General features: G+C 55.8%; 7 protein-coding genes and 2 pseudogenes. 6 read left to right on the forward strand and 3 right to left on the reverse strand.

Annotated features, from left to right (window positions below):
* Positions 1–52 precede the first annotated feature (52 nt).
* From HGP17_RS14640 to HGP17_RS14650, 3 genes and pseudogenes are all read right to left on the reverse strand, one after another.
* Complete coding sequence (locus tag HGP17_RS14640; protein ID WP_168810138.1) at positions 53–268, reverse strand: hypothetical protein; 216 nt, start codon at positions 266–268, stop codon at positions 53–55.
* A 52-nt stretch (positions 269–320) separates the two neighbouring features.
* Positions 321–747, reverse strand: a pseudogene (locus HGP17_RS14645) (response regulator).
* Positions 744–1,870: pseudogene (locus tag HGP17_RS14650) on the reverse strand (PAS domain-containing protein). Before HGP17_RS14650 ends, HGP17_RS14645 begins: the two co-directional pseudogenes overlap by 4 nt.
* Positions 1,871–2,348: 478 nt before the next feature.
* Between HGP17_RS14650 and HGP17_RS14655 the strand changes: the two are divergent.
* From HGP17_RS14655 to HGP17_RS14680, 6 genes are all read left to right on the forward strand, one after another.
* Positions 2,349–5,726 carry a response regulator gene (locus HGP17_RS14655; RefSeq protein WP_246704126.1) on the forward strand — a complete coding sequence of 1,126 codons (3,378 nt, stop codon included), beginning with the start codon at positions 2,349–2,351 and terminating at the stop codon, positions 5,724–5,726.
* Complete coding sequence (locus tag HGP17_RS14660; protein WP_168810141.1) at positions 5,711–6,556, forward strand: CheR family methyltransferase; 846 nt, start codon at positions 5,711–5,713, stop codon at positions 6,554–6,556. The genes HGP17_RS14655 and HGP17_RS14660 overlap by 16 nt, the downstream gene beginning before the upstream one ends.
* Positions 6,553–7,113, forward strand: coding sequence for a chemotaxis protein CheB (locus HGP17_RS14665; protein WP_168810143.1), 561 nt, complete (start codon positions 6,553–6,555; stop codon positions 7,111–7,113). Before HGP17_RS14660 ends, HGP17_RS14665 begins: the two co-directional genes overlap by 4 nt.
* Positions 7,114–7,115: 2 nt before the next feature.
* The gene (locus tag HGP17_RS14670) at positions 7,116–8,672 is read left to right on the forward strand and encodes a response regulator (RefSeq protein WP_168810145.1); all 1,557 of its coding nucleotides are present in this window, start codon (positions 7,116–7,118) and stop codon (positions 8,670–8,672) included.
* A gap of 397 nt (positions 8,673–9,069) precedes the next feature.
* Complete coding sequence (locus HGP17_RS14675; RefSeq protein ID WP_348648941.1) at positions 9,070–11,607, forward strand: HWE histidine kinase domain-containing protein; 2,538 nt, start codon at positions 9,070–9,072, stop codon at positions 11,605–11,607.
* Positions 11,608–12,006: 399 nt separating this feature from the next.
* On the forward strand, positions 12,007–12,915 hold the full coding sequence (locus tag HGP17_RS14680) for a LysR substrate-binding domain-containing protein (protein WP_168810147.1): 909 nt from the start codon (positions 12,007–12,009) through the stop codon (positions 12,913–12,915).
* Positions 12,916–13,071: the final 156 nt, after the last annotated feature.

Here is a 13,071-nt window from a genome sequence, read left to right on the forward strand (position 1 = left end):
GACCTAGACCATGGTAGAGTTTATTTCTCGAACTTCGCACCAGGAATCAAATTCAACTCGCTGGCCAATCGTTAGCAGGCTCCTCGATCTGGCGATCAAAATCTAGGTTGCCGGATCGGCCGGACTCGATGGCATGGCGAAGCTGCAACGATTCCTTTTCGATCATGTAGATGACGGCGTTTCGCTCTGCGCCTTTCTCAACAAGTTCGCTCACCAAGGAGAGCAAGCGTGGCTTCACCTCTTTCAGTATGCTCTGGTTCTCTGTCATTTCTTTCCTCCGATATCATCAACCCCACGCCTGGCGTGCGCCTTCAATCGCTTCAGCCAAAGCGTCTGCCGACATTCACATCTTCCGCTAAGACAAGGCTGACAGGGGGCGAGCCGCCCTCTTCGCCCTCGATGATTGCAGAAACATAGGCAAGCGCGTTTTTTCATGCCATTCATCGTATAAGGCTTTTCGATCGCACCGAGAGCTCCCGCAAAATCCAAGGGGATCTTCTTGATATTGCCGGTGACGAATACATAGCAGATGCCGGCTGCCGCCAGCTCGCGGCCAACCTGGAGCCCGGTTGGGCCGTCCATGAGATGAATATCGACAAACGCGAAATCGGGCTTCGACGTGCCGATCTGCTCTCGCGCCTGAGTACTGCTCATGGCAAGCCCCGTAACCTCATGACCTGCCATCTCCACTTCGCTTTCGAGCTCCATGGCCAACAGCATTTCGTCTTCTACGATCATGACTTTCAATGCGTGCTCTCCTGATAGTCGCCGACGAGCAATACGACATCGACAATCGTCTTCTTGCCTTCATGCGTTCTTTTTATTTCGGCGCCGAGCTGCAAAGCCGACGCCGCAAGCAACATACCGCCAAGCTCAGCGCTTTCGCTGTCGGGTTCCACGGGTTCGGATGTATCTTCGAAGCGGATAAGGAAGTGACCGTTGAGCCGCCGGACAACGACATGAATATCGCCGCCGCCGTCATTTAAACCACGGCGAACTGCATCACCCACCAGTTCGTTGACGATTAGAGAGAGCGGCGTCGCTTTGACGGCGGGGACGAGCAGCGGAGTCAGATCGAGGGAGAGACGAATATCTTTGCGACCGGTCGCATCGACAAGGTCCGTGACGAGCTCACGCGTGAATTCCGACATGTCGAACTTTGAGACATGATCCAGGGTATAGAGCTTTCGTTGAACTGTGCTCAAAGCCTCGATACGATTGAGCACGGACATGAGCGCCTCTCGTCGGCCGTCGTCCTTCGTCACACGGGCCTGCATTTTAACGATCGATGCCATCGTCAGCAGGTTGTTCTTCACCCGATGGTCCACCTCGTGGACAAGAAGCAATCGCGCATGGAGCGCCGAACGCAGGTTCGCAGTCTGTTTGGCAACCTCGGCCTCCGCTTCACGGCGCGCGACCGCCAGATCGGCTTCCCGGTTTTTGACATCGGTGAAATCGAGCTGCGAGGCGAAAAAATATACGATCTTGCCTGCCTCATCCCGAACGGGACTAATGAATAAGGCATTCCAAAACGGACTTCCGTCTTTTCGATAATTCAAGATATCGACAGCTATGTCGCGACCAGCTTCGATTGACTCATGAATTTTGGACACGGTTTGCTGTTCGTATCCGGCCCCTGTAGGATGCGGCAGTTGCGACCAATGGTTTCGTCATCGGTGTAGCCGGTGAGCTTGCTGAACGCTTCGTTGCTGAAGATGATCGGGTTGTCGCCCTGATTTGGATCGGTGACGATCATCGGCATACGCGTCGCTTTGAAGGCAGCGGCGAAAGGGTCTTCGCTCACGTGCCGGGCGAGGAGTTGCCTACCCGCATTGCGAGCATCGCGTGTATGCTGGTCCTTTTCTTTCATCTTCATCCTGGCCGTCTTGTCCCGAAGCAATAAGACGCCGTCGAAGAATAGGTTCCCGAGATGTCGCGTCAAATATGGGTAGGCGACATTCAAGACGTCTGTGCTTGTCTTTGCATATTGCCTTCGTTTACGCAGAGTGAACGGGAGCAAGACAATCGCCGTGTCATCAGCCAATCCCGAGTCAGTCGACGTTTTGGAAAGATACCGACTGACTCGGTGAAGTCTGTGCACCTTTGGTCGAGGAGATCAGCGGAAAAGAATTGATTGACACTCCCCGATCAGAATTAAGATCTTCGGAAGATACGGCTTCTGCGGCTCGTCTTTGCGTGGATTTATTCTTGAACACACATCCTGTCGCACTATCTTGCGCTCCAACAACGCGCTAAATCTCAATCGTATCGCGCTCGTCCCAGAGGAACTCATGCCGCAGACATCACCGCAAGGCCTTTCCAAACGAGGTCTTGGGCTTGACCCCATCATGACCTTTACCTTGGCTGGGGCGATCATATTCTTTTTGATTACTGGTGCGATTGCGTATTTCAACCTCAAGACTTTGCAGCGGAACACCGATGCGATCGTCAAGGCGCATTCGATCATCATTTCCCTCGATGAGCTCTTGTCGGACGCGCAGGACGCCGAGACGGGCCAGCGAGGTTTTCTCCTGACCAACGACACACGCTATCTCGATCCCTATAACAAGGCCTTGAATACGATGCCTCAGAAGCTGGAGGACATCGGAGCGCTTATCAGCGACAACCCCACGCAGGTTCAGCGTCTGACCGTGCTGAAACAACATGTGGACGCCAAGCTTGCTGAACTCAATCAGACGATAGAGCTTCGTAAAACCAACGGCATCGAGGCGGCGCTGGCTGTCGTCAATTCCGATCGCGGCAAGGTGGAAATGGATGCAATTCGCAGCCAGTTAGCCACCATGTCTCAGGAAGAGGTCAATTTTCGGGCGCAACGCCTAAACGAGATGAACAGCGCCTATACTACGAGCCTGGTCAGCGGCGTCGCTGCCGGCATCCTTGGCATCCTCCTGACGATGGCAGTCGGCACTCTTATTCGCAGAGCAACGCTTATTCGACGACGTGAAGAGTGGCTACAGGCCGGCAGCCTGGGTTTGGCGTCGGCCCTGATGGGCGATCAGCGGACGGAGCAGCTGGGAAATAGTATTCTTGCCTATCTGGCGCAATATGTCGGCGCCGTCGCCGGCGCGATTTTCGTCGGCGACCGTGACACTTACCGGCGCGCGTCAACCTACGGTGTGCCGGCTAACGTCGAGCTACCCGAGCAAATCAAGCCCGGCGAAGGATTGTTGGGACATGCGGCCATTGAGGGACGTCCGGTGATCGTCGCCGACCTACCGGAACACTACCTCGAATTCGGCTCCGCTCTTGGCCGCAACAAGCCCAGACATCTCGTCATCGTTCCGTCGGCGATCGACAGCAATGTCAATACCGTGGTCGAGCTCGGTTTTGTGCAATCAGTCGACGAGCGAATCTTGGCGTTCCTTGACCAGGCGTCGACCACGATTGCCACCGCCGTCCGTTCGGCAAGCTATCGAAATGAGTTACAGAAGTTCCTGGAGGAAACCCAACGTCAATCGGAGGAGCTGCAAGTTCAAAGCGAGGAACTCCGCGTGTCGAACGAGGAGCTTGAGGAGCAAAGCCGCGCGCTTAAGGAATCCCAAGCACGCCTCGAGCAGCAGCAAGTGGAATTGGAGCAAACGAATTCACAGCTTGAAGAACAGGCCCAGCAGCTGGAGACCCAGCGCGACGATCTCGAGCGCGCCAATACCTCTGCGCAGTTAAAGGCACGTGAACTCGAGCAGGCAAGCCGGTACAAATCGGATTTCCTCGCCAACATGTCTCACGAATTGAGGACGCCACTCAACTCGTCGCTGATTCTCGCGAAGTTGCTTGCCGACAATTCGGATGACAATCTTACGGCCGAACAGGTCAAGTATGCTCAGACCATTCAGTCTTCTGGAAACGACCTCCTCAATCTTATCAATGATATCCTCGACCTTTCAAAAATTGAAGCCGGTCATATCGATGTTCGCCCGGAACCTGTGTCCATCGAGCGTCTAGCCAATACCCTGCGCCAAGTCTTTGAACCTGTCGCGAGGAACAAAGGTTTGGGATTCGACGTAAAAGTCGCGCAGGAATGCCCGCCGATCATCGAGACCGACCTCCAGCGATTAGAGCAGGTCCTCAAGAACCTTCTTTCGAATGCATTCAAGTTCACCGAACATGGTAACGTGATCCTCTCGATCACCGTCTCCGACCATGGGCAGATTATTTTAGCGGTCAGCGATACAGGGATTGGCATCGCCAGCGAGCAGCAACGGCGGATTTTCGATGCGTTTCACCAGGCGGATGGGACAATCAGCCGTAAATATGGCGGTACGGGGCTCGGACTGTCGATCTCGCGCGAGCTTGTCCGCCTGTTGGGCGGAAAGATCCAAGTCGAAAGTCAGGAGGGTCAGGGCAGCACTTTCACGCTGACGATCCCTCAATCTTATGATCCGGCGCTGGTCGTCCCGCGAGATGCCGTTTCGAGCGCGGTTCCGCAACCGGGCCATGCGATAGCGGCCCCTATCCCGGCGCCGCCCGCAGCAACGCGACAAATCGTCGATGACGACCGGGCAATGCCGGCCGACAGCCGGCGAACCTTGATGATCGTAGAAGACGATCATAGCTTCGCGACAATTCTGCGCGACTTGGCGCGCGAAATGGGTTTTCGCTCACTGGTTGCCGGAACGGCCCAGGACGCACTCGACCTTGCTCAACAATTCATGCCGAGCGCCATAGTTCTCGACGTTGGGCTTCCAGATCAATCGGGCCTTTCCATTCTGGATCGCCTGAAGCGCGATGTCCGGACACGCCATGTGCCGATCCATATCGTTTCGGCCAGCGACTACTCGGAAACAGCTCTCTCGCTTGGCGCCATTGGGTACATGCTGAAGCCCGTTCAACGCGAGCATCTGGTCGAGGTTCTGGCAAAACTGAAAGAGAAGCTCACCCAAGGTGTTCGGCGCGTCCTTATCGTCGAGGACAACGAGGTGCAACGAGAGGCTGTAGCCAAGCTCTTGGCATCTGATGACGTCGAAACCATGACTGCCGGGACCGCCGCGGAATGTCTGGCTCTTCTCAAAGATCAGACATTCGATTGCATGGTTTTGGATCTATCGCTGCCCGATGCATCGGGCTACGTCTTGCTTGAGACGATCAGCCAGGACGAGACGCATTCTTTCCCGCCGGTCATCGTCTACACTGGCCGTGTTCTGACTGCGGACGAGGAGCAGAAGCTTCGCCGCTATTCGAAGTCTATCATTATCAAGGGAGCCAAGTCCCCGGAACGCCTGCTTGATGAAGTTTCACTCTTCCTCCATCAGGTCGTCTCGGATTTGCCGGATGAACAGCAGAAGATGATCCGCAAGGCCCGACACAGGGACGCCCTCCTCGAAGGCCGGCGCATACTCGTCGTCGAGGACGATGTGCGCAACGTCTACGCCTTGACCAACGTTCTCGAGCCTCGCGGCGCAACCATTCAGATTGCTCGCAATGGTCAGGAGGCGATCGACGCTCTGGAAAAGTCCACCGAAGATGCGGCGGGGCGCATCGATCTCGTTCTGATGGACGTCATGATGCCCGTGATGGACGGTTTGACGGCCACACGGACAATCCGGAAGAGCCCGCACTGGAAGCGGCTGCCCATCATCATGTTAACCGCCAAGGCTATGCCAGACGACCAAAAGCGGTGCATTGATGCCGGTGCCGACGACTATATGGCAAAGCCACTTGATGTCGAGAAACTGTTATCGTTGGTGCGTGTATGGATGCCACGTTGACCGGGTCCGTTGAATTGGTCGAGGACATCGAAATTCGCCTTCTTCTGGAGGCGCTCTATGTGCGCTACCATTATGATTTTCGCAATTATGCCATGGCGTCAGTGAAGCGGCGGCTAAGGCAGGCACGCGATCAGATGGGTTTTGTCACGATCTCAGCTCTTCAGGAGCGCGTGTTGCACGACGAGACCATGCTGCCACGCCTCCTTGGCTATCTTACCGTTCAGGTAAGCGAGATGTTTCGCGATCCATCCTACTTTCTGGCTATCCGTGAGCAGGTCGTTCCGCACTTGAGGACTTATCCGTCGCTCAAGATCTGGATTGCTGGCTGCAGCGGCGGCGAGGAACTCTATTCGTTCGTTATCCTGTTTCGCGAAGAAGGTCTGGAGGATAGAACGATCTTTTATGCGACGGATATCAATCAGGACGCACTGCAGATCGCCGAAACCGGCGTGTACGATCTGGACCGGATCAAGCTTTTTACCGAAAACCATCGAAAATCCGGCGGTAAGTCCTCTTTGTCGGACTACTATAAAACAGGATACGGACACGCAGCATTCGACAAAACCCTTCGCCGGCATGTCGTCTTTTCGGACCACAGCCTGGTGACCGACGCAGTCTTCGGAGAGATGAACGTCATCTCCTGCCGGAATGTCATGATCTATTTTGATCGACCGCTTCAGGATCGCGCCATCGGGCTATTTAAAGATTCCCTGATGCGAAAGGGTTTTCTCGGGTTGGGCGCAAAGGAAAGCCTCCGTTTCTCATCGCACGCAAACGGCTTCTCGGATTTTGTCCGCGAAGAGAAAATTTACCAAAGGACAAGCCTATGAGCCAGATCGAGGCGGTTGTGATCGGCGCATCGGCCGGGGCGCTTGAAGCGCTCTCCGTCATCCTTCCGGCGTTGCCGGCCGATTTCAGAGTGCCGATAATTGTCGTGGTTCACATTCCGCCCGACAAACGCAGTGTCCTCGCCGAGCTTTTCGCGAGCAAATGCGTATTGAGGGTCATCGAAGCGGAAGACAAGGAGCCGATTAGGAGCGGCTCCATCTATTTTGCTCCGCCGGACTATCATCTGCTCGTCGAGGTCGATAAATCGATCGCTTTATCGAGCGATGAGCCGGAATTGTTCTCCAGGCCGTCGATCGATGTCCTTTTCGAAACGGCAGCCGAGGCATATGGCCCGGCCCTGATCGGCATCATCCTTACTGGCGCGAACGAGGACGGTGCCAAGGGCCTGAAGGCCGTAGCGGATGCCGGAGGCATCGCAATTGCCCAAGATCCAGAAGAGGCCTTTCAAAATACGATGCCAAAAGCTGCAATCGATGCCGTTTCATCGGCTCACATCTTGCCCTTGGCCTCAATCACATCATTCCTGCGAGAGGCCTAAGCATGGCGCCGGTTCAATTTCTGCTCGTCGATGACCTTGAGGAAAACCTCCTTTCGCTCGAGGGCCTGTTACGTCGAGACGGTCTGACGCTTCTAAAAACTCGCTCGGGTGACGAAGCGTTGGAAGTTCTTCTTGAACAAGACGTAGCGCTTGCCTTGATTGACGTCCAAATGCCTGGTCTTAGCGGTTTCGAGCTCGCCGAATTGATGCGTGGCAATGAAAGAACAAGGCGAATCCCGATTATCTTTGTCACTGCAGGCAGCACCGACGCAAAACGCCGGTTTCAAGGGTACGAGGCCGGTGCGGTCGACTTCATCCAAAAGCCTATCGAGCCCGATGTCTTGCGCAGCAAAACGGACGTATTTTTTGAGCTTTATCTGCAACGACAGCAAATCGAAGCACAACGCGATCAGCTCCAGGCGCAAGCAGAAGCGCTGAAGGATGCCGATCGGCGCAAGGACGAATTTCTGGCGACACTCGCCCACGAGCTGCGGAATCCGCTGGCACCCCTGCGCGCGGGTCTCGACATGCTTCGCCGCAATCCGGATCGAGACACGGCGGCCCAAAACCGAAATATGATGGATCGACAACTGAACCATCTCGTGCGTTTGATCGACGATTTGATGGACGTATCCAGAATAAGCCAGGGCAAGATTGAGCTTCGCAAAGAGACGATCAAGGTCAGCCAGGTCATCCATTCGGCGGTCGAAGCAAGCACCCCTTTGATCGAAACGACCGGGCAGGTCCTTGATCTGGAGATACCATCGGACGACTGCTGGATCGAAGCTGATCAAACGCGGTTGTCGCAGGTGATTTCGAATCTGCTCAATAATGCGGCCAAATACACGCCGACGGGCGGAAGAATCAAATTGTCCTTGGCAACAGCGGTTCGTGAAGCTGTCATAACGGTTTCGGACAACGGCATCGGCATTCCGGAGGAAATGCAAAACGAAGTCTTCATGCTCTTCACGCAAGTCGCAGACCATCGCCAGCGGTCACAAGGCGGCCTCGGCATCGGCTTGGCGCTGGTTAAGCAGCTTGTTGAAATGCATGGAGGTTCCGTCAGTGCGTCGAGCCAAGGCGTCAACCGGGGCAGCACTTTCACCGTCCGGCTACCTTTAGCCACGCCACCGGCGGCGTCGCTACAAAGTGATGTGCTTTTAGCTGACACATCACCGCATACTCATCGACCGTTGAAAATCCTCGTCGTTGACGACAATCCCCTGATCGCAGACGCAGTGGGAATGATGGTTGAGGATATTGGCCACGAATTTCAGGCAGCACATAACGGACAAGAAGCACTCGAGCTCGCCAAGCAATATCGGCCGGACGCCATTTTACTCGACATCGGCCTGCCAGGAATGGACGGCTATGACGTTTGCCGTGCATTCCGGAAGGACCCATTGTTCGAACATATCACAATCATCGCGCAGACCGGCTGGGGACAGGAGCGCGACAAGGCCTTAGCCAAGGACGCCGGTTTCAACTTTCATCTGACGAAGCCGGTGCCGCTTTCAGACCTGCAAAAAGTATTGTCGGACGTCGCACCACACGATTGAGCTCGATAAGGTAACCTAGACCATGTCGATGAGGTTGTTGTTCAACTCAATAATGCGAAGCAGCGCCGCCCACGCGATGGTGCCTCTTGCAGGAGACTGACAAGAGCACTCACGGCTGTATGAAGAGCCATGATTGTTGTCCCCCACAAACCGACTCGCCCCTGACATGACCGAGACCGTTGGTTTATTGCGACGATACGAAGCGGATACCTACGACTAAAGTACAATCGACCCCTGTGGGACGCGGCGAAAGTCAACGGGCGTAAGGGGAGGAAGCCCTTGATATCAATCTCCAAAACTCGTAGGCGAGACAGGGATATAATGGCAACCTGGTGACCGCACCTTTTCCAGGCTGAAATCTGGTTCGGTCGCGGTGCTTGCCTGACGGAGGACCAACGTGACTGAAGCCGCTGCCGTCGATCTCACCAATTGCGATATCGAACCCATTCATATCCCGGGCAGCATTCAACCGCACGGTTGCTTGATCGCGTGCGATATGGCTGTCCAAACAGTCATGCGTCATTCCGTGAACGCCCCTGGCATGCTGGGTTTGGAGGATAATTTCAATGGCCGCGCGCTGACAGATATTGTCGGGGAAGCAGTCGGTCATGACCTGCGCAACGCTTTGGCTCGAAGCCAGGAAGGGGCACGGCCAGCCCTCCTATTTGGACGGCAGATAGGCGATGGTCAATTCGACCTCGCCGTCCACCGCTTCAAGGGCTATACGATCATCGAAATCGAACCTGCCGAGGGTGCAATCGGAGAGCCTCTCGATCTTTCGAGAACGATGGCCGATCGCATCGCCGCAGTCACGTCCACGGAGCGTCTGATCCGAGACGCGGCACGCCTCATTCAGGCCTTGCTCAATTACGACAGGGTGATGATTTATAAATTCGGCCCGGATGGCGCTGGAAAGGTAATCAGCGAAGCCAAGCGTCCGCACCTTGAGAGCTTTCTTGGTCAGTATTTTCCCGCCGGAGATATCCCGCAACAGGCGCGCGCCCTCTACCTCAAGAACAAAATCCGGATCATCTCGGATGCGAACTTCAAGCCTGTGCCAATCGTTCCTGCACTTGATCATTCCGGCGAACCGCTCGACCTGTCTTTTGCCCATCTGCGGAGCGTGTCACCGATTCACTGCGAATATCTTCGCAATATGGGTGTCAGCGCCTCGATGTCGATCTCAATTATTATCGACGGCGCATTGTGGGGCATGATCGCGTGCCATCACTACAGTCCGCGCACGCTTTCAATGCCGCAGCGCGTTGCCGCCGAAATGTTCGGCGATTTTTTCTCCTTGCATCTCAACGCCCTCGGACACAAGCAGACGCTGGAGTCGGCGACCATCGCCCGCTCTACGCTCGACGGCTTGTTAAGTGAGGCTGCGCGCGTTGAAAATATCAATGACCTTCTGCGTGAACGCATCGACGATTTCGCTCGCCTCATCGCCGCAGACGGGGTGGCCATCTGGCTCGATGGTCAGCTGACCCGTCAGGGCACCACACCCCCCGATATCGCCGTACCAGCCCTCGCCCGGTTCGCACAAACCGTTGCTGACGGAGGCATTTGGGCAACGCACGCTCTCGCAACGATGGTGCCGGGGGCGGACGAGTATGCCGCCGAAGCCTCTGGCATATTCATGATACCGTTGTCGCAGCGTCCCCGCGACTACGCTTTCCTGTTTCGCAAGGAAGTCGTGCAAACGTTGGACTGGGCAGGAAATCCGGAGAAGGCATACGAAACGGGTCCCTTGGGAGAAAGGCTGACGCCACGCAAGAGTTTTGCGATCTGGAAACAAACCGTTCATCAGCAATCTCTGCCCTGGACAGAACGCGAGCGCGAGATTGGCGAAGCCGCGCGTACGACGCTGACAAGCGTTATCCTTCAACATTCCGAACTTTTGGCTGACGAACGCGCGAAAGCGGAAGTCCGGCAACGCATGTTGAACGATGAATTGAATCATCGTGTTAAGAACATCCTCGCGGTGATCAAATCCTTGGTTGCAGCCCCAACAGACGCGGGCGCATCGCTGACGGGGTATGTCGAGGCACTGCGCGGCCGGATACAAGCCCTGTCGGTTGCCCACGACCAAGTGATACGTGGCGAAGGTGGTGGTGCGCTCAGACAATTGCTGGACGCCGAACTGTCACCTTATCAACTGAAGACCACTGCAATCGAACTTCATGGTCCCGAAGTGTGGATGGACGCGCGCTCCTTCTCGGTCATGGCCTTGGTCCTGCATGAGCTGTCGACGAACGCCGCGAAGTATGGTGCGTTGTCGCGCCCAGGGGGAAGGCTCGAGGTTGACTGGAATGTCGACGCAGTCGGGGCTTGCGATATCGTCTGGACTGAAAGCCATGGCCCGGTTGTGACGCCTCCAAGCCGTCGCGGCTTCGGCACGGTCCTCGTCGACCGGAGCCTGCCTTTCGATCTCGGCGGCGAGAGCAATGTCCAGTATCACCCGGACGGCGTCATCGCGAAGTTTAGGATACCGCCTCGCTTTATTTCCTTGCGGGGTGGCCAAGTCGCGCAGATTTCCACCGAGAGGCCTCTTTTCAACGCGCCTCCGGTCGATCTCGTCGGCAAGTCGGTCCTGGTCGTCGAGGATCAGATGCTCATCGCCATGGACCTTGAACAAATTCTTGATGATGCCGGCCTGACTGTGCTTGCCACCGTTACGTCCTCGCGGGACGCGATTGCCTGCCTTTCTTCGAGCCCTCTGCCCGATGTTGCAATTCTTGATGTCAATCTCGGCGATGGTACGTCGGAGCCGATCGCCCAACTCCTCGTTGATCGAGGCATTCCATTCATGTTTGCGACGGGTTATGGCGAGCACGGAGCAGTCCAAGAACTGTTTGCCGATGCTCCCGTCGTGCGAAAACCCTATTTGAAGGAAGCAATTCTGGCCCAGCTCAGCCAACTGATCCGGCAATGATGTCAAGGCAGTTGGTTGATCTTTAGCTCGATGCCGAAAGGCTATTTGTAAACGCGACGATCCGTCATCAATCAATAGCAATCTATGGCGGATTTCACCGGCTCACAGCCTGTGGCGTGGCCGGCAGTCGCGTGCGCACCTAGGCCGTCCATCCGGCTGTTGTCGGCTTTGCGTTCGATACGCAGCACAGTCCATGACCCGACCAGACATGTTAGCAAGCGCGGTCAGGCCGAGCCAGCCAACCGCGATCACGATCTGCCGCGCGAGACTTGTTCGCCCACCGAAATGCGACACACAAAATCTGCCCGATTGCTTTGCGCATCAAACGCCGTTGGACAACACACGCTTAAGCTTTCTATGAATGAGGATCGGGAATGCTAAACTAATGTGGGGATGAGAATGGGCTGGCGAATTCCATCTTTGAATTCAGCGCGATGCTTCGTGGTTGCGGGCGAGCATTTGAGCTTCACCAAGGCTGCCGCGGAACTGCATTTGACACAGAGCGCCGTGAGCCGTCAGGTTCAAAGTCTGGAGGAGCAACTGGGCTTTCCGCTGTTTGAACGCTTCACACGGCGCCTGGCACTAACGCCCCAAGGGCAGATACTACTTTCACACTGGCGAATCGCGTTCTTGGAGATCGAGAAGGGCGTGCGCGAAGCATCGACACACACGGACCGATCGATCATGACGGTGGCGATGCCGCCAACCTTTTCTGTCCGCTGGGGTACGACCTGCATCATCGAGTTTCAAAAGCTGCATCCCGCCACAGAAATCCGGCTGCGAGTTGATAGTGAAGGTACAGCGCTGGATGGCGGCACAGTCGATGTCGCGATCGAATTCACGTATGCAAGACGCCGCCGGCGCGGGTCGCGGCTTCTCTTTACCGAGCGCCTCGTACCGGTCTGCTCCCCCGCCTATGCAGCAGGGCTTTCAGGCATCACGCCCGAGCAGATGCTACGTTCGGCCACGCTTCTGCATGTCCAGCAATGGGAGGATCGATACGGCGACTGGAAGAAATGGCTGGCCGCCGCCGGCTATCCGAACGTGCCCTTCGAACGAGGTCTGGTGTTCGAAACCGCTGATCTGGTGTTGAGGGCCGTCAAGCAGGGAGCCGGGATCGGGATCGGTGACCACGCCTATATTCGGGATGACCTCGCCGCAGGGATTCTCACGACCCCATTTCCAATAACAGTGGGCTACGACCGCGGCTATTTCATCAGGGCCCGGGATGACGAGCATGATATGGAGGTCCGGTCCTCCTTCGTGGACTTCATGATCCGCAAGACTGTGCAGTTCAACGACGAATGATCTCGTTCGCCGACTGCGGCCCCTCAAGGACAATTCATCGGCCTTATACATTCCAAAAACACATGCATAGGCCGAGAAATCACCGTTTGTCGGCACCTTCGCGCTCAGCAATCATTCCCTGAAGAAAAAGACGCCGGCACATGGATACGGCGTCAT

The organism is Rhizobium sp. P38BS-XIX, from assembly GCF_012641435.1.
GTDB lineage: Bacteria > Pseudomonadota > Alphaproteobacteria > Rhizobiales > Rhizobiaceae > Rhizobium.

Coding starts and splice junctions, on each gene's coding strand:
- HGP17_RS14640 (WP_168810138.1), bottom strand. CDS start 268: ATGACAGAGAACCAGAGCATACTGAAAGAGGTGAAGCCACGCTTGCTC.
- HGP17_RS14655 (WP_246704126.1), top strand. CDS start 2,349: ATGACCTTTACCTTGGCTGGGGCGATCATATTCTTTTTGATTACTGGT.
- HGP17_RS14660 (WP_168810141.1), top strand. CDS start 5,711: ATGGATGCCACGTTGACCGGGTCCGTTGAATTGGTCGAGGACATCGAA.
- HGP17_RS14665 (WP_168810143.1), top strand. CDS start 6,553: ATGAGCCAGATCGAGGCGGTTGTGATCGGCGCATCGGCCGGGGCGCTT.
- HGP17_RS14670 (WP_168810145.1), top strand. CDS start 7,116: ATGGCGCCGGTTCAATTTCTGCTCGTCGATGACCTTGAGGAAAACCTC.
- HGP17_RS14680 (WP_168810147.1), top strand. CDS start 12,007: ATGGGCTGGCGAATTCCATCTTTGAATTCAGCGCGATGCTTCGTGGTT.